The following is a 23,773-nucleotide window of genomic DNA, read 5'->3' as shown; positions in this document are numbered from 1 at the left end:
ACCGCGCCGGAGCCCGCCGACACTGATCGCGTGGCGGACAGTGCGGTGTGGGTCGCGGCTTTGACCGGCGGTACGGCCGTACTGGCGGGCTGGGTCACCACCTTGGGGAACGTCCGCGCGGCCAGGGTCCAGGCGGAGGCGTCCGCGAAGGCCCAACAGGAGAGCCGGGTACGGGAGTTGCGGCGGGACGCGTACCTGGAGCTGATGCGCCGGGCGCACGGGATGAGCGAGCTGTACTGGAAGGTCGGCGAGGTCCGCTTCCAACCCGCCGACCCCGAACGGTTTCTGACACGCGTTCAGGAACTGCGGGTGGAGGCGCGCGAGGCGTACGACCCGCTCATGCACAGCGTGCGGGTCATCTCGCTGGAGGGACCCGGCGGGCTTGTGGGGCCGGCCCAGGCGGTGCTGGCGGCGGCCACCCGCACCAACGGTTCCCTCGCCGGGATCTCCCCGGGCGAGCCGGAGGCGTTCGCTCGCTTCGACGCGGCCATGGAGGTCTACTCGGCCTCCCTGGCCGCGTTCGTGGAAGCGGCGCGCGACGCGATGAACGAGCCGCTGTGAAGCGTCAGTTGGTCTTCGGGTGCGGGGTCGAGCCGTACGCCGTGAGGAAGCGGTCGCGGAACTGGTCCATCTTCCACACCGGCGCGTCGTGCGCGGGCTTGAGGCCGTCCGTCCAGTTCCAGTCCGCCACCTTCTCCAGGACCTTGGGGTCCTTCGCGACGATCGAGATCGGTACGTCGCGGCTGGCCTTGGTGCCGCTCACCTTGGCGTTCGGCTGGTGGTCGCCCAGGAAGACGAGAACCGTGTCGTCGTCGGCGTACCGCTCCATCCACTGGGTCAGCGAGGTCACCGAGTACTGCACCGCCTTGCCGTACTCCTCGCGGGCCTTGGTGTCGTCGCTGTAGACGTCCGAGGATTTCTTGCCCGCCTTCTGGATCGCGTCGAAGACCGAACCGTCGCCCACGTCCTCCCAGTCGACCAGCGACGGGATCGGCGCCCACGGCATGTGGCTGGACGTCAGGATGATCTCGGCCATCAGCGGCTTGTCGCGCTTCTTGCTGTGCTCAAGGCGCTGGTACGACTCCAGCGCGTACTGGTCCGGCATCGTCGACCAGCTGAACTTCGGTCCCTGGTACCCCATCTGAAAGGCGTTGTAGACCTTGTCGAGGCCGTAGTACTTCTGCTCCGGCCAGCTCTTCTGCACGCCCGGCATGATGCCGACCGTGTCCCACGCGCCGGTCTTCTGGAACGCCTTCGTGAGGGAGAGGTGGTCGCTCGCCATCACCGTGCGGTAGCGCTGCTGGTTGTCGATCCACAGGCCCGACATGGTCGTCGAGTGCCCGAACCAGCTGCCGCCGCCGTACGTCGACGACGTCAGCCAGCCGCTCTTGGCGTGGAATCCGATCTTCGCGAGCGCCGCCGTGTTCTCGGTGAGCATCTTGTCGACGCCCGGCGCCATGATCGGGTCCTCGATCGCGCTGCGGCCGTAGCTCTCGATGAACGTGAACAGCATGTCCTTGCCGCGCAGGTCCGGAACGAGCTGCGACGGCGGCGTGTTGCCGAACTTGTCGCTCTTCGCGATCTTCTTGAACGCGGCCTCGTCCTTCAACGTCGCCTCGACCTGCCGCCGTTGGGAGTTCAACCCGGCCGCCGCCCGGTACGAGGCGAACGGGATGCCCGCGACGTTCACGGTGAGGATCGTGCACGTGATCCACGCGGTGCCGACCAACAACGTGCCCCGCGTGGCGAGTTGGATATCCCGCCCGAGGATGTTCCCGATCCGGACGAGCGCGCCCACCATCCCCACGAACAGCGCAGCGACGAGGACGACCAGCCCGACCGCGAGCAGGTTCGCGGCCGTCCTCCCCGAGGAGTCCGCCACGTACGACTTCGCGTCGTCGAGCAACTCCCAGTCCAGCACCGGGTTGAAGCTCCGGCCGAGGTAGTCCCGGTACCCCATCTCCAGCCCGTTGACGACGGTCAGCGCGGCCAGCCCGATCCCCCCGACGACGGCGAACCAGAACCGGGCCCGCCGGGGCAGGGCGATCAACAGGGCGGCGACGACGATGGCTTCACCGGGCAGCCGTATGAACGTGGACCACTTGAAGGCGGCGACGGACACGGGCAGCAGGAACGACGTGTAGACCAGCAGCACGGCGAGCACGGTCCCGGTCCACCACACGACCTTCGCGGCGACGGGATACCGACTCCGCCACTCCCGGACGACCGCGAACCGCTTGGCGGGTGGCTCGCTCGGGCCTTCGGCCTTCTCTGCGACCTCGGGTTCCTCGACCGCCTGCTCCGCCTCGGTGCTCACCGCATCCCCCGTCTCTTCGGACGGCGTCGGTTCCGGTTGTTGGCGTGAGTCTGTGGAGACAGGCACCCGAAGGTCCTTCCGTACGAGGCAGTGGCCCAGATGGGCGGCGGACCCGGTGTGGAGGTCCGGGTCCGCCATCATTTCGTACGGGCTGTTCGGCGCACGTGTTCAGTCACCGGAGGCAGAAATAGGCAAACGCCGGGCAAACGGCGAACCAAGGGCTGAACGACGCCGTTAAGGGGCGCGGGGCTGTGTCTGATCTGCGGCTACCGCCGCGTGGGCGCGACCGCGACGGACCCGCAGCCACCGGACGACCTCCCGAGGCACCCCGAACCGCGCTAGGCCCCACCCACCGCAGTCAACAAAGCCAACGGCGTCGCAGCCGAACGGGATTCGCGAACGCACGCGTGCGGGTAAGGCACCGGTACCCCCTGGGTATCCCTTCCGTACCCCGCGAGTACCTCCGGCAGCCGGTGCCCGGTGGCGGTCGCCGCGTCGACCAGGGCGTGCGCCACGGTCCGCGCCTCGTCATGGAGCCCGTACCGCGCCAGCCCGAGCGTGATGAGCGCGTTGTCGTGGGGCCACACGGACCCCCGGTGGTACGAGAGAGGGTGATACGCGGCCTGCCCGGCGGCCAGCGTCCGCACCCCCCACCCGGAGAAGAAGTCGGGTTCGAGCAACCGCCGCCCCACGACCTCCCCGTACTCCTTGTCGAGCAGCCCGGACCAGAGCAGATGCCCGGCGTCGGAGGCGATGGCGTCGACCTGCCGCCCCTCCCCGTCGAGGGCGAGCGCGGGGAAGGACGCGTCCCGCATCCAGAAATCCCGCTGGAACCGGTCCCGCAGATCGGCGGCGGCCTGTTCGAGCAGGGCGGAGTACGTCTCGTTCCCCCAGGCGGTACGTGATACCCAGGAGGTACGCCGAAGGGCGTCATACGCGTACCCCTGGGCCCCCGCGGCCATCACGGTCCCCCGCGCCCGGGTCCCGTCGGCGGAGCAGATCGCACCGGGGGAGTCCTTCCAGTTCTGGTTGGACAACCCACCCTGGTCGGCGCGGTAGACGAGGTACCCCCGGGAGGACAGCCCCCCGTGGTCGAGCATCCAGTCGACGGCGGCACGGGCATGGCCCTCAAGCCGCCGCGCGAGGGCGAGGTCCCCGGTCTGCTCGACGTACGCCCCGAGGAGGACGAGGAACAGGGGCGTCGCGTCGACGGACCCGTAGTACCGCCCGTACGGCACCTGCTGGAAGTGCGCCAGCTCCCCGTGCCGCACCTCGTGCACGATCTTCCCGGGCTGGGAGACGGCATGCGGCCCGGTCTCGGTGGCCTGGCTCGCGGCCAGCGCCAGCAGCGTCGCGCTCGCCAGCTGGGGCCGGTACGGCAGAGCGAACAGGGACGTCAGCAACGCGTCCCGCCCGAGCAGCGCGAGGAACCACGGCGCCCCGGCGGCCGGCACCCGCAGCTCCTCCCCGTCGGGCCCGACGGCGGGCACCTGGAGCGCGGCGAGGTCGGCGAGCCCCCGGGCACAGGCGGCGGCCAGCTCGGGCCACCCGGTGGGAAACGCGACCCCCTCGATGAACTCCCCTTCGACAGCGAGGAGTTGCTCACCGACCGCGGCGGGAGAACGCGGCACGCGCAACGCCCGCTTCTCCCCGTGCGGCCGGGCCATCACCCGCAAGGTCACCTCGGCGGCCCCGTGCGGCTCCAGCTCCAGTGCCCACACGAGCCGTCGGGCCCCGGTCCCGGTCTCCTCGACCCCGTCGGGCGCGGGGTCGGCCGTGACCGTCGTACGGGACCGCCACTCGCTGCGCTGATACGTGAACTCGACCCCGTCGTCGAGGACCTGTCGCCGCCGGACGATGCCGGTCTTGGCGTAGGTGCGGTGGTCGGAGCGGAGTTCGAACTGGTCGGCGAAGTCCGCGTCGGCGGTGACCGCGAGCCGTACGACGGTCGGCACCGGCCGGTTGCTGACGACCCGCAGCGACTCGATGAACGACCCGTCCCCGACGGCCTGTTCACGGAAGAGGGTGCAGGACGGCGGCTCGTTGCGCCCGCCGCGCGGAACGAGCACGCACGCGGCGGTGTCCCCGGCGGTGACCGGTGTCAGCGCCTCCGGCACGGCCCCGTCGACGGTGAGCTGCCAGCGGCTCAAGTGCCGCGCGTCGCGCACGAAGAGGCCCTCCAGGGAGGTCCCGGAGCCTACGCCGCTGATGTCCCCACGGTCGCCGACGGCGGCGAACGTACCGCCGTACACGAGCAGATGATGCCGGTCCGTCATGCCCGGTCCCCTCCCATGGTCCCCGCGATGCTCATGTCTGACATCTCGTCAAGTTCTGTGTCGTGCAGCAGATCCAGTGCGAGCGCGGCGGTCCAGCCGAAGCCGGTCGCCCCGCATGCCTCGCCGGTGTACGGGTCGACGTACTCGGCGAACTCCGAGGCGTCGGCGGCCCGGAGGAAGTCGGCGCGCAGCGCGTCGGCCAGCATGGTTTCGCCGTGCTGCCGAAGTCCGCGCTCCAGCAGCCAGCTCGTGTTGAACCAGGCGGGCCCGCGCCAGTAGCGGTGCGGGTCGAACGCCTCGCCCAGCAGGTCGTAGGAGGGGACGAGCCGCGTGGCCGTCCCGAGCCCGAAGTGCCGTCCGCGCAGCGTCCGTACGACCGCCCGCGCGACGTCGGTCGGCAGGCCGGGCAGCAGCAGCGGGACGAGGCCGGAGACGCCGCGCTCGCGGATCAGGTCGCCGCCGACGACGTCCCGGCAGAAGAACATCCCCTCGGCCGGGTCCCAGAGCCGGTCGAGGAGCGCGGCCGTGAGGCGCTCGGCGCGCGCGTGCCGTGCGGTGCCGGTCGCCCCCAACTCGTGGGCGATACGGGCGAGTGCGTGCTCCGAGGCGACGAGCAGCGCGTTGAACGCGGGGTCCTCGACGGCGAACTCCCGTGCTCCGTCGGCGTATTGGCGGTCCCGGTAGTCGGTCGCGAGCCGGACGTACCGCCCGTAGTCGAGGTCCGTCGGCCGGTCCTCGGGAGCGCCGTGGTCGAGGTCCGCGCGCCGGAAGGACCGCGCGGGGGCCGGTGTGATCCGCGCCAACGGGGCGTCCCAGCAAGGGGAGTTGTCCATCCCCTGCTCCCAGGGGTGGACGACGGAGACCAGCCCGCCGCCCCCGAGGTCGCGGCGGTGCAGCAGATAGCGGTGCCAGGCCGCGAGCCGTGGGTAGACCCGGGACAGGAAGCCGCGCGCCCGCGACAGGCCGGGGTCGGAGCAGTGCACCAGCCAGGCGGCCAGCGCGTGGACCGGTGGCTGCACGATGCCGGAGGTCTGTACCGTGCGCGGGGCGCCCGCCACGCGCCCGGCGACCGAGGAGCGCCAGAAGTCGGGGCTCGGGAAGTACGCGTCGAGCGGGACGGAGGGGTTGAAGACGATGTGCGGGATCCGGCCGTCGCCCCACTGGGCCGCGAGCAGCGTCTCCAGTTCGGTCTGCGCGCGCACCGGCGAGACGTGCCTCAGGCCGATCGCGATGAACGCGGAGTCCCACGACCACTGGTGCGGGTACAGGCTGCGCGAGGGGACCGTCGAGGTCCCGGTCCAGTTCTCCTGTAGTACCCGTACCGCCCTGGAGGACGGTGACCCCGTACCACCGGGATCGTATGCAGTGGTGTGCCCGGCTGAGCGGGCGATGAGCTGGGCGGTGCGATCCACTCGGGGCTCCCCGACGACGACATGGCTGACCGGCCGGTTCGGTAGTGGCTACCGTAGGGTTACGTCTATTTAACACGCAAAACTCAATATGTAATGCAAGCTTGAGAAACACAAGGGGGTGCGCATGACCGGTCGTACGTCCGCACGGGGTCAGGTTCGGGGTCAGGCGAGCGCCGGAGAGCTGCTCGGACTCGTCCGCAGCGGCAGAGCGACGACGCGCGGTGCGCTCCAGCAGATGACGGGGCTGTCCCGGGCCACCGTCGGCCAGCGGCTCGACCGGCTCTTCCGGGCGGGCTGGCTGCGCGAGGGCGCCGGGGGCCCGGTGGACTCACCCCTGGGGGGCAGGCCCTCCATCACCCTGGAGTTCGACGACGCGCACGCCGTGGTCCTCACGGCGGACCTCGATACGCGGCACGCCCGCGCGGCCGTCCTCACGCTCACGGGGGAGATCCTCGCCGAGCACTCCGGGACCCTCGTCATCGAGGACGGCCCGGACCAGGTTCTGGACGAACTCGGCGCCTGGTTCGCCCAGTTGCTGGAGAAGGCGGGCCACCGGCCGGACGAGGTGTGCGGCATCGGCCTCGCGGTCCCCGGCCCCGTCGACATGGAGACCGGCCGCGTCGTCCAGCCGCCGATCATGCCCGGGTGGGACGGGTACGACATACGGGGCCGCCTCGCCCGCGCCTTCACCGACCGCACCGGCGCCCCGACGGTCCCGGTCCTCGTCGACAACGACGCCAACCTCATGGCGTACGGCGAACAGCGCGCCACGCACCCCGACTGCTCGGCGTTCGTGCTGGTCAAGGTGTCGACCGGGATCGGCGCCGGCGTCGTCGTCGGCGGTTCGATCTTCCGGGGGATCGACGGCGGCGCGGGCGACATCGGCCATATCCGGGTGGGCACCGACGCGCTGTGCCGCTGCGGGTCGTACGGCTGTCTCGCGGCCGTCGCGAGCGGCGGCGCCGTCGCCCGCAGGCTCGCGGAGAGCGGGGTGCCGGCGGCGTCGGGAGCCGACGTACGGGACCTGCTCGCCTCGGGGCACACGGGGGCGGCGGCGCTCGCGCGGGAGGCCGGGCGGCAGGTCGGCGACGTGCTCGCCACCGTCGTCACCCTCCTCAACCCGGGCGTCCTGATGATCGCCGGGGATCTCGCGGGCACGCCCTTCCTGACCGGCGTGCGCGAGCTGCTCTACCAGCGGGCCCTGCCGCGCTCGACCGCTCATCTGGAGGTCGTGACCTCCCTGCTGGGGGAGCGGGCGGGGCTGATCGGGGCGGGGGCGCTGGTCGTGGAGCACCTGTACGCGCCGGAGCGGGTGGAGGAGCGGTTGATGGCTCTCGGGTACTAGACGGGTACTTCTCGGGAGTGATTCTCGCCACGCTTGATAGAGGTTTCGCTCACATGAGCGGATCAAGGGTGGTTGCACTTCCTCAAGGGGTGGCACTCAGTGTCACCCCTTGATTGTTCATCGATCAAAATCAGACGTGTGGAATCGCGCTCATATGAGCGCTAGACTGGAGTGGGGATGGGGGGTTGTCTTCAAGAAGTGAACACATGGACTGCTCTCGATCCCGTGGTGCACGGCGGGTTACAGGCGTGTGACGCGTGCCTGGACCTCCCGAGAAGCCTTTGATCTGGGTATGTTCCTCGTCGTCAGGGCAGCCGCCGCGTCCTTGAGGAGTCGAGAACTGTGTCGGAGAACAAAACACCGCAGACCCCGAAGTTCGTTTATGACTTCACCGAAGGAAACAAGAACCTCAAGGACCTCCTCGGTGGCAAGGGCGCGAACCTCGCCGAGATGACCAACCTCGGGCTTCCCGTACCCCCCGGGTTCACCATCACGACCGACGCGTGCAAGGTCTACCTGGAGACCGGCGCCGAACCCGTGGCACTGCGTGACGAGGTCAGCGCCCACCTCGACGCCCTTGAGGCGCGGATGGGCAAGAAGCTCGGCCAGGCCGACAACCCCCTTCTGGTGTCGGTCCGTTCGGGCGCCAAGTTCTCCATGCCCGGCATGATGGACACCGTCCTCAACATCGGCCTCTCCGACAGGTCCGTGCAGGGCCTCGCCGCGCAGGCTGGCGACGACCGGTTCGCCTGGGACTCGTACCGCCGCCTGATCCAGATGTTCGGCAAGACCGTCCTCGACGTCGACGGCGACCTCTTCGAGGAGGCGCTGGAGAAGGCCAAGCACACCAAGAAGGTCACGGTCGACACCGAACTGGAGGCCGCCGACCTCAAGAAGCTGGTCACCACCTTCAAGAAGATCGTCAAGAAGGAGACCGGCCGGGACTTCCCCCAGGACCCGCGCGAACAGATGGACCTCGCCATCCACGCGGTCTTCGACTCCTGGAACACCGACCGCGCCAAGCTCTACCGCCGCCAGGAGCGCATCCCCGGCGACCTCGGCACCGCCGTCAACGTCTGCTCCATGGTCTTCGGCAACCTCGGCCCCGCCTCCGGCACCGGCGTCGCCTTCACCCGCGACCCCGCCTCCGGACACCAGGGGGTCTACGGGGACTACCTCCAGAACGCCCAGGGCGAGGACGTCGTCGCCGGTATCCGTAATACCGTCCCCCTCGCGGAGCTGGAGACGATCGACAAGGCGTCCTACGACCGGCTGATGGCGATCATGGAGACGCTGGAGAACCACTACAAGGACCTCTGCGACATCGAATTCACCATCGAGCGCGGCCAGTTGTGGATGCTCCAGACCCGGGTCGGCAAGCGTACGGCGGGTGCCGCGTTCCGTATCGCGACCCAGCTCGTCGACCAGGGCCTCATCGACGAGACCGAGGCCCTCCAGCGCGTCACCGGCGCCCAGTTGGCGCAGCTGATGTTCCCCCGCTTCGACGAGCACGCCAAGGCCGACCAGGTCGGCCGGGGCATCGCCGCCTCGCCGGGCGCGGCCGTCGGCAAGGCCGTCTTCGACTCGTACACGGCCGTCAAGTGGTCGCGTTCCGGGGAGAAGGTCATCCTGGTCCGCCGGGAGACCAACCCCGATGACCTCGACGGCATGATCGCCGCCGAGGGCATCCTGACCTCGCGCGGCGGAAAGACCTCGCACGCGGCCGTCGTCGCGCGCGGCATGGGCAAGACCTGTGTCTGCGGGGCCGAGGAGCTGGAGGTCGACACCAAGCGGCGCCGAATGACCGTACCGGGCGGGCACGTTGTGGAGGAGGGCGACCTCATCTCCATCGACGGCTCCACCGGCAAGGTGTACCTCGGTGAGGTACCGGTCGTGCCCTCGCCGGTCGTCGAGTACTTCGAGGGGCGCATGCACGCGGGCGCCGACGACGCCGACGAACTCGTCGAGGCCGTCCACCGCATCATGGCGTTCGCCGACCGCAAGCGGCGGCTGCGGGTGCGCGCCAACGCCGACAACGCCGAAGACGCCCTGCGCGCACGGCGGTTCGGCGCCCAGGGCATCGGCCTGTGCCGCACCGAGCACATGTTCCTCGGCGACCGGCGCGAGCTGGTCGAGCAGCTCATCCTCGCCGACACCGACGTCGAGCGCGAGGAGTCGCTGAAGGGGCTTCTCCCGCTCCAGAAGCGGGACTTCGTCGAGCTGTTCGAGGCGATGGACGGACTCCCCGTCACCGTACGCCTGTTGGACCCGCCGCTGCACGAATTCCTGCCCGACATCACCGAGTTGTCGGTCCGCGTCGCGCTCGCGGAGTCCCGCAAGGACCCGCACGAGAACGACCTGCGCCTCCTCCAGGCCGTCCACCGGCTGCACGAGCAGAACCCGATGCTCGGCCTGCGCGGCGTACGTCTCGGACTCGTCATCCCCGGCCTGTTCACCATGCAGGTCCGCGCGATCGCCGAGGCCGCAGCCGCCCGCAAGGCCGCCAAGGGCGATCCGCGCGCCGAGATCATGATCCCGCTCGTCGGCACCGTCCAGGAGCTGGAGATCGTCCGCGAGGAGGCCGACCAGGTCATCGCCGAGGTCGAGGCCGCCACCGGCACCGAACTCAAGCTGGCCATCGGCACGATGATCGAACTGCCCCGCGCCGCCCTGACGGCCGATCAGATCGCCGAGGCCGCCGAGTTCTTCAGCTTCGGCACCAACGATCTCACCCAGACCGTCTGGGGGTTCAGCCGCGACGACGTCGAAGCCTCCTTCTTCACCGCCTACTTGGAGAAGGGCATCTTCGGGGTCTCCCCCTTCGAGACCATCGACCGCGACGGCGTCGGCTCCCTGGTGAAGGCGGCGGCCGAGGCGGGCCGGCGCACCCGCCCCGACCTCAAGCTCGGCGTCTGCGGCGAGCACGGCGGCGACCCCGAGTCCGTCCACTTCTTCCACGAGGTCGGCCTCGACTACGTCTCCTGCTCCCCGTTCCGCATCCCCGTCGCCCGCCTCGAAGCCGGCCGCGCCGCGACCCAGTCGGAGGGCAGCGACCACCGCTGACCGACTCCCGGCCCCGGAACCGCCGTCGGTCCCCGACCCTCACCGATCGGCGGCGGTTCCGGTACACAGGAGAGGGCGGCGCCCTGTGCGGGGGCGCCGCCCTCCGTGCGGTTCCTGTGCAACTTTCCGTACGCGGTTTCACGCTGTCCGTGCCGCGTACATACGCCGCCCCGACAGTGTCCCTCCTAGGGTGGATAGATCACCACTTGAGAAGGGAGCGGCGGGCCATGGGCGGCTGGAGCACGGGGGAGATGCCGGATCAGGAGGGCCGCGTGGCGGTGGTCACCGGGGCCAACAGCGGCCTCGGGTACATCGCCGCGCGCGAGCTGGCGCGCAAGGGGGCGTACGTCGTGCTGGCGTGCCGGAGCGAGACACGGGGGAAAGCGGCTGCCGAACGCCTGCGGGGCGAGGTGCCCGGCGCGGACGCCGAGGTCCGCCTCCTCGACCTCGGCGACCTGCGCTCCGTACACCGCTTCGCGGACCGCTTCCCGTACGACCAGCTCGACCTGCTCGTCAACAACGCGGGGGTGATGGCCGTGCCGTACGGCACCACCGTGGACGGCTTCGAGACGCAGTTCGGCGTCAACCACCTCGGGCACTTCGCGCTCACCGGACTGCTGCTGCCCCGGCTCCTGCAAGCCGGTCCCGGCGCCCGCGTCGTCACCGTCTCCAGCATGATGCACGCCATGTCCAACGTGGACCTCCGCGACCCCAACGGCCTGCGCAGCTACCACCGTTGGACCGCGTACGCCCGCTCCAAGACCGCCAACCTCCTCTTCACCCACGCCCTCGCGCGCCGCCTGGCCGACGCCGGTTCCCCCGTCGTGGCCGCCGCCGCGCACCCCGGGTACGCGGCGACCGGGCTCGCGTCCGGGGTCGGCGGGCGCGGCAGCCGGTTCCTGATGGAACTCGGTGACCGCTCGTTCGCCCAGTCCGCCGAGACCGGCGCGCTCCCCATCCTCTACGCGGCCACCGCCGACGCCGTCCGCCCCGACTCCTTCACCGGGCCGTCCTTCGCGATGTGGCGGGGGGCACCGGCGCCGTCCTGGCGGGCGCCGCGCACCAGGGACGACCGGGTGGCGGAGTGGCTGTGGGAGGTGTCGGAGCGGATGACGGGGGTGGGGTACGAGGGAGTGGGGGAGGGGTGAGGGGGTGAGGCGAGCAGGGTGAGCGGCGGGGTGGGTCACCGGTTGGCGTAATACCCGTACGACTCGTACGACTCCTGGGGTGACCCGTAGTACCCGTACTCCTCCGGTACCGGTGTCGTGTCGAGGTAGAACCACTCCGCCGTGGCGGAAGGGACGGGCGATTGTGTTTCCGTAACCGTTTTCTCCCGCGTTTCCACAGGCTCGGTCTTCTCGTTCGGTATCAGCAGCTCCACCCGCAGCCCCTTGCCCCGCTGCTGCGCCACGAACTCCTCCACCTGGCTGCGGCACGCGTGGTCGAGGTGCGTCACCCCCGTCAGGTCGAGCCGGATGCGCGGCTTGCCCGCCTGCGCCGCGCCCTCCAGCGCCTCGATCACCTCGGGCAGCCGCAGGAACGTCGCGTTGCCGGCCATGACGACCTTCGCGGTGTCCTCCTCCTCGTGCCGCCGGATCACGGTCCGCGACATACGTACGGCGAGCAGCACGATCCCGGCGGCGAGACCGACCACCACGCCTTCCAGCAGGGCGGTCGCGACGATGACCAGCGTGGTGATCGTCATGACCGCGAACTCGCCCCGGTCCTGCCGCCACATCTTCGGGAACTCCTCCGGCGCGAACAGCTTCCACCCGCTGTGCACGAGGACGCCCGCGAGGACGGAGATCGGGATCAGCGCGAGCACCTGCGGCAGCAGCAGCGCGAACGCCAACAGCCAGACGCCGTGCAGGGTTCGGGACAGCCGCGTCTTCGCACCGGCCTGCACGTTCGCCGAACTCCGGGCCACGACAGCGGTGATGGGCAGCGCGCCCAGCAGACCCGCGACCGTGTTCCCGGCGCCCTGCGCGATCAACTCCGGGTTGTAGCGCGTGCGTTCACCGTCGTGCATGCGGTCCACGGCGGCGGCCGTGAACAGCGACTCGGCGGACGCGATGACCGTGAACGTCAGGATCGCCGTGATGATCCCGGCGTCCGCGAGCCCCGCGAACTCCTCGGCACCCGGCACACTGACCGAGGCCAGCAGGTTGCCGACCTGGAGCGTCTTCACCTCCACCCCGGGCAGCGCCGCGACCCCGATCCCGATCCCCACGGCGACCAGCGCCGCCGGCACCTTCTTGATCGGCCCCGGCGCCTTCTTCCACAGGAAGCTCAAGACGACGGTGACGACGCCGAGCCCGGCCGCGATCAGCGCCTGCGGGTTCGCGAACGTGTCCGCGAGGAGCCCGGGGACACCGGCCATGTTCTCGATCGGCGTGCCCGGCGCCTTCGCGTCCATCATCGGGTACGCCTGGCTGAACATCAGCGGCAGCCCGATCCCGGCGAGCATCCCCTGGACGACGGCCAGCGAGATCGCCTGGAAGAACCGGCCCAGCCGGACCAGCCCCAGCACGATCTGGAGCAGCCCGGAGAACAGGACGATGACGCCGAGCATGGCGACTCCGTGCTCCAGTACGGTCTCCGCCACCAGCGCCGCCAACCCGGCGGCGGGGCCGCTGACCTGGAGCGTGGAGCCCCGGGCGACGCCGACGACCAGACCGCCGATGACACCGGAGATGATCCCCAACTCGGCCGGTACGCCTGAAGCCACGGCGACGCCGATGCACAGGGGGAGGGCGACGAGGAAGACGACGAGGGAGGCGGTGATCTCGGTGCCGAGGTCGGCCTTGGGAGCCTTCGGCTTCCGGCCGGCCGGGGAGGAAGCCGGCGGAGCGGGGTAGGGAGTGTCCGAGTATGCCGCTCCAACTTCCCTGCCCTGCCGCCGACTTCGTCCCCGGCCGACCTTCGCCGCGTGCGTCCCGCTCATGCCGCGTGCACCCGGAACGACCCGTCCGTGTCCAGCTCGTGCACCTGGCCGGTGTGGACCTCGTAGTACCACCCGTGCAGCCGCAGCCTCCCTTCCTCCACCCGCCGCCGGGCGACCGGGTAACTCCCCAGCTCGGCAAGCTGGTTGACGACGTTCAGCTGAGTGACGTCCGGGAGCGACGGCTCCTGCGGCACGGACTCCAGCGCGGGCGCGAGACCCGGCCGGGCGAGGCTCAGCCAGGCCGCGACACCGGGCAGCGTCGACAGGTCGTCCCCGGAGGTGATCGCGCCCATCGCCCCGCAGTGCGAGTGACCGCACACGACGACGTCCTGAACGCCGAGCACCTCCAGCGCGTACTCGATGGTGGCGGCCTCGCCGGAGGGGCCCTGTCCGTCGTGCGGCGGAACGATATTCCCCGCATTGCGCAGCTCGAATATCTCGCCGGGCCGCGCGCCGGTGATGAGCGCCGGTATCACCCGCGAGTCCGAGCAGGTGATGAACAAAACCTCCGGACTTTGCCCTTCGGCCAGTTTCCGGTATTCGCCGCTTTCGAAGTCGACCCGCCGCTTGAACGACCGCGCACGGTCCAGCAAAGCCTGCACGATTCCTCCCGATGAACACGTACTGCGGAGAAGATCCGCAGGTCAGAGGTTTGTGTTCCAGAACGTTAGAGGAGCGTCGACCAGCGGAAGGTTAGCGGAACACTAAATCGCCGACAGCTGCCGGACATTTCTTGGCGCACGGTGACGGGCCGCTGAGTCGCTGCTCACAATTTCAAGGAACCGGGCGAAGATTTCCCGTGCCTCTTGTACCGTGTCGAATCCATCGAATGGAAGAGACGGAAACGCATGGGTGGTGTACGAGTCCTGCTCATCGAGGACGATCACACGATCGCCGAACCGCTCGTCGAGGGGCTCGGCCACTTCGGACTGACGGTGCAGCACGTCGGCACCGGAGCCGAGGGACTGCGGGGTCCGTACGGTGACGTCGTCCTGCTCGACCTGGGGCTGCCGGACATCGACGGCATCGACGTCTGCCGGGGCATCCGCGGCGTCTCCGAGGTCCCGATCATCATCCTCAGCGCGCGCGGCGAAGAGGCCGACCGGGTCCTGGGGCTGGAGCTGGGGGCGGACGACTACCTCGCGAAGCCGTTCAGCATGCGGGAGCTGGTGGCACGGATCAGGGCGGTGACGCGGAGGTCCCAACGGGTCAGCGGGGGAGGGGAGTTCGTTACGCCGGACGCTTATCCGACGTACCCGGCGTACCCGGCGTACCCGGCGCAGCCTGTCGTACCGAACAACGTGTACCCCTCAAGTCCTGACCCGGTGTACTCCTCCGCTGTGCCACCTGCCCAACCCCCGGCAGTCACCGGCCCGTTGGTGGTCGACCGGCGCACCCGGCAGGTCTGGGTCGGTGACGACCCCGTCGTCCTCACCCCCAAGGAGTTCGACCTCCTCGCCCTGCTCACCGAGGACCCCGGCGCGGTCTACTCCCGCCAGCAGATCCTGGACCGGGTCTGGGACCCCCACTACCAGGGCCCGACCAAGACCCTGGACGTCCATGTCGCCACCCTGCGGCGGAAGTTGGGTAACCCGGCGTGGATCCAGACGCTGCGCGGCGTCGGCTTCCGGCTGGCCGTGCAGACCCAGCCGCAGCCCCAGGCCCCGGCCCCCACCCCCGCCTACGACTGGACAGCGGCCCGATGACCCGCCGCCTGCTGCTCAGCTACCTGACGCTCGCCGCGCTGGTCCTGCTCTGCCTCGAAATCCCCCTGGGATACGTGTACTCGGGCGCGGAGCGCGAGCGGGTCGTCAACCGGGCCGAGGACGAGGCCGAGTCGGTCTCCGCGTACGCCTCGCTGTCCATCCTGACGGGGAACGCGGCCCAGGACCTCCCCGCCCGCGCGGCGCACTGCGCGGAACGCATCGGCGGCAAAGTACTGATAGTCGACGCCCAGGGAGCCCTGCTGGCCTCCTCGCATCCCCTCACCGGCACGGAGGCGCAGGGCCTCGCCGCCTGGCCGGGCATCGCCGCCGCCCTCAAGGGCGCGGCCACGGCCGACGTCCGGACCTCGACCATCGGCGGCGTCCAGTACCTCGCGGCCTCCGCGCCGGTCCGGCACGGCGTCGAGTCGCAGGGCGCCGTACGGATCACGGTCCCGACCGAGATGGTGCACGAACGCGTCCACCACGTATGGCTGTTGCTCCTCGCGGGCGGTATCGCGGTCCTCGCGGCCGTCACCGTCGTCGGGTTCGCCATCGCGAGCTGGACGGGCCGGCCCATCCGCGAACTGGAGCGCGCGACCCGCGAGTTGGCGTCCGGCGCCGCCGCCGCACCGGTCGCGATCGACGACGGCCCGCCCGAAGTCCGCAGCCTGGCCGCCACGTTCAACCACACGGCCGCCCGGCTCGAACACCTCGTGTCCTCCCAGCGCGCCTTCGCGGGCGAGGCGTCCCACCAGCTGAAGACGCCACTGGCCGCGCTGCGCCTCAGACTGGAGAACCTGGAGAACCACATCGCGCTCCAGGCACGCGGCAGCCTCGGCGCGGCGATGACCGAGACCGACCGGCTCGCGCGGATGGTCGAGGGCCTGCTCGCGATGGCCCGGCTCGACGAGAAGGCCGCCGAACGCGAACGCGTCGACCTGGACGCCGTACGCGCCGAACGGCACCACGCCTGGCGGCCGTTGTACGAGCGGCACGGGGTCCGGCTGGCGCTCGCGGGGGAGCCGGTCGGGGAGGTGACCGCCGTGCCGGGCGCGGTCGAGCAGATCCTCGACAACTTCCTCTCCAACGCGCTGCGCGTCTCGCCCGCCGGTACCACCGTCTTCATCGACGTCCGCCGCACCGCGCAGCACGAACGCCGTTTCACCGCGCGGCAGTTCACCCAGCCGTTCGTGGAGGTGCACGTCATGGACGAGGGCCCCGGCATGACCGAGGAGCAGCGCCGCCGCGCCTTCGACCGCTTCTGGCGGGCCCCCGACGCCCCCAAGGGCGGCACCGGCCTCGGCCTCGCCCTCGTCCAGCGCCTGGCCCACGCGAGCGGGGGCGAGGCGCTGCTCAGGACGGCTCCGCTGGGCGGGCTGGACGCCTTCGTACGGCTGCCGGTCGCGCCAACCACCAAGCAGGGCACCGGACATGGCGGCAACACGCCGACGCACCGCCCGGCGAGACAGCTCCAGGCGGTGCGCGGACAGGGCTAGCCGAGGGTCAGCCGAGCGGACGGGGCTAGGGGGTCAGCCGAGCCGTACCTCGTACGTCGTGACGCTCACGGCATCGTCGTCCAGGCACTCGCCGCTCGCCAGGTCGAAGCGCTGCTTCAGCAGGGGCGAGGCGACGAACGGCCGGCCCTGGTGGGTGCCGGTGAGGCCGCGGGAGAGAACTCCCGCCCCGCTGAAGGGATCCCGGTTGTCGATGGCGTACAGGTCGCCGTTCCGGTCCTGGAACACGGCCACCTGACGGCCGTCCGGCAGCAGGGCGGCCACGCCCCGGCCCGGCAGCAGCGCGGAGAGGTCACACACCGTCAGCCATGCGTCGTCCAGGCCGACTTGGACCTTCAGATCGGTCGTCTCGGGTGCCAGGGTCATCGCTGGGCACTTCCTTCCATGGGACGCATGCCGATCGACAGCAGGGGCAGGTCGGGCTTGATCTGCTCGCGCTCCGGGACGAACCCGACGACCGGGTCGGGGGTGTCGGGCGCGTTCACGAAGGACACGAACCGGGCCAGTTTCTCGGGGTTGTTGATGGTCTCCGCCCACTCGTCGCGGTAGTTCGCGACGTGCGCGGCCATCAGCGACTCCAGCTCCTCGCAGATGCCGAGGGAGTCGTCGACCACCACGTCCCGGACGTGGCCGAGGCCGCCGGGGATGCGCTCCAGCCAGGTCGAGGTGCGCTCCAGACGGTCGGCGGTGCGGATGTAGAACATGAGGAACCGGTCGATGAGCCTGACGAGTTGAGCGTCGTCCAGGTCCTGCGCGAGGAGGTCCGCGTGGCGCGGGGTGGCGCCGCCGTTGCCGCCGACGTACAGGTTCCAGCCGCCCGACGTCGCGATGATCCCGAAGTCCTTCGACTGGGCCTCCGCGCACTCGCGGGCGCAGCCCGACACCGCCGACTTGAGCTTGTGCGGCGACCTGAGGCCCCGGTAGCGCAGCTCCAGGTCGATCGCCATCCGCACGGAGTCCTGGACGCCGTAGCGGCACCAGGTCTGGCCCACGCAGGACTTCACCGTCCGCAGCGCCTTGCCGTACGCGTGCCCCGACTCGAAACCGGCGTCCACCAACCGGGCCCAGATCAGCGGGAGTTGCTCGACGCGGGCGCCGAACAGGTCGATGCGCTGGCCGCCGGTGATCTTCGTGTAGAGGCCGAAGTCGCGGGCCACCTCGCCGATGACGATGAGCTTCTCCGGGGTGATCTCGCCGCCGGGAATACGCGGCACGATCGAATAGGAGCCGTTCTTCTGGATGTTGGCGAGGAAGTGGTCGTTGGAGTCCTGGAGGGACGCCTGTTCGCCGTCGAGGATGTAGACGCTCGCGCCGATCACCGGCGCGAGGGACGCGATGATCGAGCCGACGGCCGGCTTGCAGACCTCGCAGCCGTCACCGCCCTTGGCGCCGTCGCGGCCGTAGCGGTCCAGGAGTTCGCGGTAGGTGTTGATGCGCAGCGCGAGGACGATCTCGTACAGCTCCTCGCGGGTCTGCCCGAAGCAGCCGCACAGGCCCTTGTCGACCTCGACGCCGCTCGCCTCCAGCTCGGCGGTGACGAGCTGGCCGAGCACCTTCACACAACTGCCGCAGCTGGTACCGGCCTTGGTGCACTTCTTGACCTCGGGGACGGTCGTGCACGCGTGCTCGGTGACCGCCCCACGGATCGCGCCCTTGGTGACGTTGTTGCAGGAGCAGACGACCGCCTCGTCCGGCAGCGCGGACGGACCGAGCTGCGCGCCGCGGCTCGAACCGGCGGGCAGGACAAGGGACTCGGGGGAGACCGGCGGCACCGAACCGGTGAACGCGCGCAGCGTGCCGTACGCCTCCGCGTCGCCGACCAGGATGCCGCCGAGCAGCGTGCCGTCCCGGGCGATCACGAGCTTCTTGTAGAGGCCGGAGCGGGCGTCGGAGTACACGACCTCCAGGCAGCCCTCGGCCGTGCCGTGCGCGTCCCCGAAGGAGGCGACGTCCACGCCGAGCAGCTTCAGCTTCGTCGACAAGTCCGCGCCCAGGAAGGCCGATTCGTCCTCGGCGATGGTCGCGGCGACCGTCTCCGCCTGCTCGTAGCCGGGCGCGACCAGGCCGTACACCCGGCCGTCCGCCGCGAGCGCGCACTCGCCGATCGCGAACACCGCCGGGTCGGTGACCGTACGGCACTGCTCGTCGACCGCGATACCGCCGCGCTCGCCCACCGACAGGCCGCAGTCCCGGGCGAGTTGGTCGCGCGGGCGGACCCCGGCGCTGAACACCACCAGATCCGTGGCTACCTGGGACCCGTCGGACAGCTTCATGCCGGTGACCATGCCGTCCTCGCCGACGACGATCTCCTGCGTACCCGTGCCGGTGTGGACGCTCAGGCCCATGTCCTCGATGGTCCGCAGCAGCGCCGCGCCACCGCCCTCGTCGACCTGCACCGGCATCAGCCGAGGCGCGAACTCCACGATGTGCGTGGTGAGTCCGAGGCCCTGGAGCGCGCCCGCGGCCTCCAGGCCGAGCAGCCCGCCGCCGACGACCGCGCCGACCGTCGCCCGCGCCTTCGCGTACTCCTCGATGGCGAGCAGGTCGTCGATCGTCCGGTACACGAAGCAGCCGGCCGCGTCCTTGCCGGGCACGGGCGGCACGAACGGGTAGGAGCCGGTGGCGAGTACGAGGGTGTCGTACTCGACTCGCAGACCGGAACGGGAGGTTACTGTCCGCGTCTCGCGGTCGACCGTCTCCGCCGGGTCGCCGACGTGCAGCTCGATCCCGTGCTCGGCGATGAACTCCAGGTCGGTCAGGGAGAGTTCCTCGGGGCTGGTGCCCGAGAAGTACGAGGTGAGCTGGACGCGGTCGTACGCCGGACGCGGCTCCTCGCACAGCACGACCACGCGGTGCGTGGCGGTCAGGCCGCGCGCGGCGAGCGCTTCGAGGAAGCGCTGGCCGACCATGCCATGGCCGACAAGCACGATCGTGGGGGTGTTGTCCGTGGGCATCAGCAGCCTCCGTCATTCGAGGTCATGCCGATGAGACTGCGGCGCGGACGTTACCCGACCGCATCACGCCTGTTTCCCACGAGGAACGCTGCCCTCAGCGAGGGTCCGTACGGGGTGTGAGGTCGCGGGCCGGAGCGCCGCAGCAACGGGGGTGAAACCGATTACTGCGGCGTTTCCGCAGCTCAGACCCGGGACGGGGACAGTGCGCGGGACACCGCCGCCGTATGCGCGTACGCCCGCTCGGCCGCCCGGACCACCCGCTCCTGCTCCTCGGGCCCCGGCAGCGCCTCGTCCAGCCGGGCCGCGACCGCCCGCCAGCGCGCCCGGTCGCCGCTGCCGTAGTACGCGACCCCGTCGCCGCAGGTCAGCCCGTACGCCGCCGACACCGGACCCCGCAGGAACAGCGCCCCCATCGTCGACCCCTCCAGTACGTAGAGGAACCCGAGCAGCTCCTCCGGCGCCGTGCGCGCCGTCTCGCGGACGTCCCCGGTGAACGCGCGCACCTCCGCCGCCACCAGGCCCGGCCGGGGCAGGACGCCGGACGCCGCGAAGTGCCCGAGGTCGCGGTCGATGTACGGCACCTTCGCCAGCTCCGCCGACCACACCCGCTGTACGGCGGGGCGGGGCGACCGCGCCAGCTCGTCCTCCAGCGCCGCCAACACCGGTCGGTAGGCGGCGAGTTGACTGACGTACAGCTCGACCGGCAGCGTCCCCGTGACCATCGCGGTGGCGAACCCGGTGCGCTCCAGGGCGTCGTGCCAGCCCCGGGTACGGGCCCGAAGCCGTTCCACGGCCGAGGTGCTCACGCGCCGCTCCGCTCGGCGAGGGTGCGGTGGAGGCGGTCGATGAGGTGGCCCTTGCGGTCGATGGTCAGGTCGAAGTAGGCGGCGCTGAGGTCCGACCGGCAGACGGAGTGGACGGCCTCCTTCGCCGCGCGCTTCAACTCGACGGCCTCGGCGGAGAGTTGGAGGAGTGTCTCGTCCAGCTTCGGGTGGTCGAGCACGTACGTCCTCAAGTCGGCTTCGCCGGACGGCGGTTCGGTGTCGAGGAGTTCCAGGAAGACCCGGTTGCCCAGGCCGTCGAAGTCCTCGTGCGTGTTGGCGCCGCCGAACTCCGGTACGACGTCGGTGAGATCGTTGAAGAGCTGGCTGGCGAGGCCGAGGCGGCGCATCGCGTCGTCCAGCGTGTCCCGGTCGTCCTCCTGGACGCCGAGCGCCGCGAGGGCGGCCTCCAGCGGCATCCGGAACAGGGTGCCGGTCTTGAGCGCGGCGACGGACTCCCAGAAGTGGACGCGGTCGGCGTGGGGCGCGGCCAGCAGGGACGCGCGGGTGGTGTCCGTACGGGACGCGAGGTCGCCCGCCTGGCCGGTGAAGCCCCGGCTCACGCTCTCCAACAGGGCTTGCGCGGCGGCCGGTTGGCCCACATGCCGGATCGCGGACGTGATCAGCCAGGCGCCGGTGTTCAGGGCGACCGGTACGCCGTGCGTGGCGTGCAGGGCGGGTTCGCCGTACCGGATCGTGCTGCCGTCCTGGATGTCGTCGAGCGCGACAGCCGCCTTCATGAGGACGCGGACGGCTACCGCGGTGCGCCGGACCGCGGCGAAGTCGTTGCCGAACTCGCCCGGGAGACCTCGGTAGTTGCGGTAGGCCCAGTACACCATCGAGGGTCTCAGCGGCGCCGCGCCGCCAGGGGCGTCCGGTCTCGGGGGCAGCGCCTGCTGGCCCGCCTTCGAGCCGAGGGCGTCCGCCGCCGGCTCGTGCAGGGTTCTGCGCAGGGCGTCGGCGTACACGTCGGTACGGGCCTCGGTACACGCCTCTGTACGCGTCGGCCCGCCGCCGTCCGTCAGCGCGTCGAGGAACGCGCCGAGGTCGTCCTCCAAGAGGGCCGCGTCCTGGCGGACGATCTTTTCCACATCCGTAGCAACCGGTTCCACCTATGCAGCATCCGGGCCCGTGGCCGGTCCGGTCCAGATGCCCTTCGGCCATCGAATGCGACGGAGGGTGACATTTTCTGGCCGAGAAAGACCGTTTGTGGACGGCGGACCCGACCCCCGCCGAACCTCAGGAGCCCCTCATATCGATGGACTCTGCACCTACCGCGTCCGTAGGCTCCCGATCATGCCCGACATACCCCTGACCACCCTGTTTCTGCTCTGCCTGGCCGCGCTCGCGGCGGGCTGGATCGACGCGGTGGTGGGCGGCGGCGGCCTCCTCCTGCTCCCCGCGCTCCTCCTCGGCCTCCCCGCGGGCACCCCGGCCGCCCACGCGCTCGGCACGAACAAGGCGATCGCGATCGTCGGCACGTCCGGCGCGGCGGTCACCTACGTCCGCAAGACGAAGGTGGACGTCGGCCTCGCCGTCCGCATCGGCGTCGCGGCCCTGCTCGGCTCCTGTGGCGGAGCCTTCCTCGCGGCGGGCATGAGCACCGAGGTCCTCAAGCCGGTGACCATGGTCGTCCTGGTCACGGTCGGGGCCTTCGTCATCGCCCGCCCGGCCTTCGGTACGGCGCCGGCGACCGGCCCTGCGGGCCCGCGTCGGGTCCTTGCGGCGATCGGGCTGGCCGGGGTGGGAATCGGTTTCTACGACGGTCTCGTCGGCCCCGGCACCGGTACGTTCCTCGTCCTCGCCCTCACCGCGATCCTCCACCTGGACCTGGTCACCGCCTCCGCGACCGCCAAGATCGTCAACTGCTGCACGAACTTCGGCGCGCTGGTCACGTTCGCCTGGCAGGGGGCGGTGATCTGGCAACTCGCCGCGCTGCTGGCCGTGTTCAACCTGATCGGGGGGACGGTGGGGGCGCGGACCGCGCTGAAGAAGGGGAGCGGGTTCGTGCGGGTGGTGCTGCTGACGGTGGTGTTCGCGCTGGTGGCGAACATGGCGTACGAGCAGTGGCTCTCCTGAGCCACCGGTATCACCTGGTCCCCGTGAGGTGCGCGAACACCACCACGTTCCCCTGGTACCCCGTAGCTCTTGAGTAGGGGCCGCCGCAGGTGATCACCCGGAGTTCGGGGCGGCCGGTCGCGCCGTACACCTTCTCGTCGGGGAAGGCGTTCGCCTGGTAGACCTCGACGGCGTCCACGGTGAAGAGGGCCACGGTGCCGTCCCGTCGCTGTACCTCGATGGTCGCACCCTTGCGGATGGCTCCCAGGGAGTAGAAGACCGCGGGGCCGTCGGCGTTGTCGACGTGGCCCGCCACCACGGCGGTACCGGTCTCGCCGGGCGTGGTGCCGGCCTCGTACCAGCCCGCGAGGTTCTTCTTCGCGGCGGGCGGGACGTCGAGACTGCCGTGGGGGGTGAGGCCCAGTCCCATCAGGGGCGCGTCCACCCGGATCGACGGGATACGGATGCGGTCCGGGGGAGAGGGCGGCAGCGCGGGGGCCGAGCGGGGGTCGACCGCGGCGGTGCGGGCCTGCGCGGCGGACGGCTGGGGCGGTGCGTGTTCCTCGGTGCCGTTGTGCAACAACCAGGCACCTGAGCAGAGAGCGGTTACCGTAACGGCCGCTATCGCGGTGTTGCCGACCCTGCGCATGAGACGTACCCCTCTCCTCTACGGGTCCCCGTACCCCCTCCGGGCCACGAGGGGCGTCGGACCCGGAGGGGGAGGGGTATGCGGTACCGGAGGACGGACAGCGGAGGGTGTCCGTCAGATCCCGTCGCCTCTCGCCCGGCGATGCAGGAGCCAGGTACCGCCCGCGGCGGCGACGGCGAGTGCCGCCACACCGGCCGCGGTCTGCACGGGGTCGGGGCCTAGCGCGCCGCCGACCCCCGTCTTCACACTCCCCCTCGGATACGCCGGCTGCCGAGCGGTAGCAAGCGTTACCACAAGATCTCCGGTGACCTTCTTACCGCCCTCCGCGCAGGTGGCGACGATCTCGTACGTCCCCGGCTGGGCGCTCGGCGGCACCCCGAACTGGCCGATGGCGTCGCCCTCGTGGGTGGACGGCGCGAGCGTGAACCGGCCGGCGCCGACCGCGCTCGCGTCCCCGGCGGCGCTCCCGCCGTCCCCGCACGCGTCGGTGTTGACGGTGACCTGCCCGCCCGGCACCACGGTCGACGGATACACCTCCAGGCTTCCGCCGTCCCCGCCGTACGCGGGCGCCACGGCGCCGCCCACCGCGACCACGGCGAACGCGGTGCCGGTCAGCAGCCGGACGGTACGTCGCATCGGTGCTCCTCCGAGCCTCGGTCGTGCCTGTGCCCTTCGTGCCTGTGCCCTTCCGAGAAAAGAGGCAGCGGGGCGGGC

At 70.8% G+C, this 23,773-nt stretch carries 18 protein-coding genes; 7 read left to right on the top strand and 11 right to left on the bottom strand.

Annotated features, from left to right (window positions below; all coding sequences use genetic code 11):
* The first annotated feature begins 30 nt into the window (after positions 1-30).
* Positions 31-561, top strand: a complete 531-nt coding sequence (locus ACQCO7_RS13650; RefSeq protein ID WP_464072087.1) for a hypothetical protein — start codon at positions 31-33, stop codon at positions 559-561.
* 4 nt (positions 562-565) lie between these two features.
* On the opposite strand, the gene ACQCO7_RS13645 is transcribed toward ACQCO7_RS13650, so the two are convergent.
* The 3 genes from ACQCO7_RS13645 to ACQCO7_RS13635 form a co-directional block, all read right to left on the bottom strand.
* On the bottom strand, positions 566-2,458 hold the full coding sequence (locus ACQCO7_RS13645; protein WP_464072086.1) for a CDP-alcohol phosphatidyltransferase: 1,893 nt from the start codon (positions 2,456-2,458) through the stop codon (positions 566-568).
* 197 nt (positions 2,459-2,655) lie between these two features.
* Positions 2,656-4,593: an amylo-alpha-1,6-glucosidase gene (locus ACQCO7_RS13640; RefSeq protein WP_464072085.1), complete on the bottom strand. Its 1,938-nt coding sequence runs from the start codon at positions 4,591-4,593 to the stop codon at positions 2,656-2,658.
* Entirely contained in the window at positions 4,590-6,005 is a 1,416-nt protein-coding gene (locus tag ACQCO7_RS13635; protein ID WP_464072084.1) for an MGH1-like glycoside hydrolase domain-containing protein, read from the bottom strand. Before ACQCO7_RS13635 ends, ACQCO7_RS13640 begins: the two co-directional genes overlap by 4 nt.
* 124 nt (positions 6,006-6,129) lie before the next feature.
* On the opposite strand from ACQCO7_RS13635, the gene ACQCO7_RS13630 reads away from it, so the two are divergent.
* From ACQCO7_RS13630 to ACQCO7_RS13620, 3 genes are all read left to right on the top strand, one after another.
* Complete coding sequence (locus tag ACQCO7_RS13630) at positions 6,130-7,350, top strand: ROK family protein (RefSeq protein WP_464072083.1); 1,221 nt, start codon at positions 6,130-6,132, stop codon at positions 7,348-7,350.
* A gap of 342 nt (positions 7,351-7,692) precedes the next feature.
* Positions 7,693-10,413, top strand: a complete 2,721-nt coding sequence (gene ppdK, locus ACQCO7_RS13625; RefSeq protein ID WP_464072082.1) for a pyruvate, phosphate dikinase — start codon at positions 7,693-7,695, stop codon at positions 10,411-10,413.
* A 227-nt stretch (positions 10,414-10,640) separates the two neighbouring features.
* Positions 10,641-11,561, top strand: a complete 921-nt coding sequence (locus ACQCO7_RS13620; protein ID WP_464072081.1) for an oxidoreductase — start codon at positions 10,641-10,643, stop codon at positions 11,559-11,561.
* A 35-nt stretch (positions 11,562-11,596) separates the two neighbouring features.
* Here the strand turns inward: ACQCO7_RS13620 and ACQCO7_RS13615 are convergent, their stop codons facing one another.
* Both ACQCO7_RS13615 and ACQCO7_RS13610 read right to left on the bottom strand, forming a co-directional pair.
* Positions 11,597-13,357 carry a SulP family inorganic anion transporter gene (locus ACQCO7_RS13615; RefSeq protein WP_464072080.1) on the bottom strand — a complete coding sequence of 587 codons (1,761 nt, stop codon included), beginning with the start codon at positions 13,355-13,357 and terminating at the stop codon, positions 11,597-11,599.
* The gene (locus ACQCO7_RS13610) at positions 13,354-13,959 is read right to left on the bottom strand and encodes a carbonic anhydrase (RefSeq protein WP_464072079.1); all 606 of its coding nucleotides are present in this window, start codon (positions 13,957-13,959) and stop codon (positions 13,354-13,356) included. The genes ACQCO7_RS13615 and ACQCO7_RS13610 overlap by 4 nt, the downstream gene beginning before the upstream one ends.
* Before the next feature lie 246 nt (positions 13,960-14,205).
* On the opposite strand from ACQCO7_RS13610, the gene ACQCO7_RS13605 reads away from it, so the two are divergent.
* Together ACQCO7_RS13605 and ACQCO7_RS13600 are read left to right on the top strand one after the other, a co-directional pair.
* Positions 14,206-15,063 carry a response regulator transcription factor gene (locus ACQCO7_RS13605; RefSeq protein WP_464072078.1) on the top strand — a complete coding sequence of 286 codons (858 nt, stop codon included), beginning with the start codon at positions 14,206-14,208 and terminating at the stop codon, positions 15,061-15,063.
* Positions 15,060-16,559 (top strand): sensor histidine kinase, encoded by a 1,500-nt coding sequence (locus tag ACQCO7_RS13600; RefSeq protein WP_464072077.1) that lies wholly within the window; start codon positions 15,060-15,062, stop codon positions 16,557-16,559. Before ACQCO7_RS13605 ends, ACQCO7_RS13600 begins: the two co-directional genes overlap by 4 nt.
* A gap of 33 nt (positions 16,560-16,592) precedes the next feature.
* Here the strand turns inward: ACQCO7_RS13600 and nirD are convergent, their stop codons facing one another.
* The 4 genes from nirD to ACQCO7_RS13580 all read right to left on the bottom strand — a co-directional run bounded on the left by nirD (position 16,593) and on the right by ACQCO7_RS13580 (position 21,443).
* Complete coding sequence (nirD, locus tag ACQCO7_RS13595; RefSeq protein WP_464072076.1) at positions 16,593-16,943, bottom strand: nitrite reductase small subunit NirD; 351 nt, start codon at positions 16,941-16,943, stop codon at positions 16,593-16,595.
* Positions 16,940-19,531, bottom strand: coding sequence for a nitrite reductase large subunit NirB (nirB, locus tag ACQCO7_RS13590; RefSeq protein WP_464072075.1), 2,592 nt, complete (start codon positions 19,529-19,531; stop codon positions 16,940-16,942). Before nirB ends, nirD begins: the two co-directional genes overlap by 4 nt.
* A gap of 182 nt (positions 19,532-19,713) precedes the next feature.
* Positions 19,714-20,337, bottom strand: a complete 624-nt coding sequence (locus tag ACQCO7_RS13585; protein ID WP_464072074.1) for a biliverdin-producing heme oxygenase — start codon at positions 20,335-20,337, stop codon at positions 19,714-19,716.
* A complete protein-coding gene (locus ACQCO7_RS13580) occupies positions 20,334-21,443 on the bottom strand; it encodes a polyprenyl synthetase family protein (protein WP_464072073.1) in 1,110 nt (369 codons plus the stop codon). Before ACQCO7_RS13580 ends, ACQCO7_RS13585 begins: the two co-directional genes overlap by 4 nt.
* Positions 21,444-21,648: 205 nt before the next feature.
* Between ACQCO7_RS13580 and ACQCO7_RS13575 the strand changes: the two genes are divergently transcribed.
* Positions 21,649-22,431, top strand: a complete 783-nt coding sequence (locus ACQCO7_RS13575; RefSeq protein WP_464072072.1) for a sulfite exporter TauE/SafE family protein — start codon at positions 21,649-21,651, stop codon at positions 22,429-22,431.
* A gap of 10 nt (positions 22,432-22,441) precedes the next feature.
* On the opposite strand, the gene ACQCO7_RS13570 is transcribed toward ACQCO7_RS13575, so the two are convergent.
* Positions 22,442-23,059, bottom strand: a complete 618-nt coding sequence (locus ACQCO7_RS13570; protein ID WP_464072071.1) for a class F sortase — start codon at positions 23,057-23,059, stop codon at positions 22,442-22,444.
* A gap of 114 nt (positions 23,060-23,173) precedes the next feature.
* On the bottom strand, positions 23,174-23,695 hold the full coding sequence (locus ACQCO7_RS13565; RefSeq protein ID WP_464072070.1) for a hypothetical protein: 522 nt from the start codon (positions 23,693-23,695) through the stop codon (positions 23,174-23,176).
* Positions 23,696-23,773: the final 78 nt, after the last annotated feature.

This window comes from Streptomyces saintjeani (assembly GCF_055409605.1).
The sequence above is the reverse complement of the archived record's forward strand: the minus strand, read 5'-3'. Positions and strand labels throughout refer to the sequence as shown.

What these genes read in the sequence shown, in the direction of transcription:
- ACQCO7_RS13645 (WP_464072086.1), bottom strand. Translation starts at nt 2,458, where the DNA reads ATGATGGCGGACCCGGACCTCCACACCGGGTCCGCCGCCCATCTGGGC.
- ACQCO7_RS13640 (WP_464072085.1), bottom strand. Translation starts at nt 4,593, where the DNA reads ATGACGGACCGGCATCATCTGCTCGTGTACGGCGGTACGTTCGCCGCC.
- ACQCO7_RS13630 (WP_464072083.1), top strand. Translation starts at nt 6,130, where the DNA reads ATGACCGGTCGTACGTCCGCACGGGGTCAGGTTCGGGGTCAGGCGAGC.
- ACQCO7_RS13620 (WP_464072081.1), top strand. Translation starts at nt 10,641, where the DNA reads ATGGGCGGCTGGAGCACGGGGGAGATGCCGGATCAGGAGGGCCGCGTG.
- ACQCO7_RS13615 (WP_464072080.1), bottom strand. Translation starts at nt 13,357, where the DNA reads ATGAGCGGGACGCACGCGGCGAAGGTCGGCCGGGGACGAAGTCGGCGG.
- ACQCO7_RS13605 (WP_464072078.1), top strand. Translation starts at nt 14,206, where the DNA reads ATGGGTGGTGTACGAGTCCTGCTCATCGAGGACGATCACACGATCGCC.
- ACQCO7_RS13600 (WP_464072077.1), top strand. Translation starts at nt 15,060, where the DNA reads ATGACCCGCCGCCTGCTGCTCAGCTACCTGACGCTCGCCGCGCTGGTC.
- nirD (WP_464072076.1), bottom strand. Translation starts at nt 16,943, where the DNA reads ATGACCCTGGCACCCGAGACGACCGATCTGAAGGTCCAAGTCGGCCTG.
- nirB (WP_464072075.1), bottom strand. Translation starts at nt 19,531, where the DNA reads ATGCCCACGGACAACACCCCCACGATCGTGCTTGTCGGCCATGGCATG.
- ACQCO7_RS13575 (WP_464072072.1), top strand. Translation starts at nt 21,649, where the DNA reads ATGCCCGACATACCCCTGACCACCCTGTTTCTGCTCTGCCTGGCCGCG.
- ACQCO7_RS13570 (WP_464072071.1), bottom strand. Translation starts at nt 23,059, where the DNA reads ATGCGCAGGGTCGGCAACACCGCGATAGCGGCCGTTACGGTAACCGCT.
- ACQCO7_RS13565 (WP_464072070.1), bottom strand. Translation starts at nt 23,695, where the DNA reads ATGCGACGTACCGTCCGGCTGCTGACCGGCACCGCGTTCGCCGTGGTC.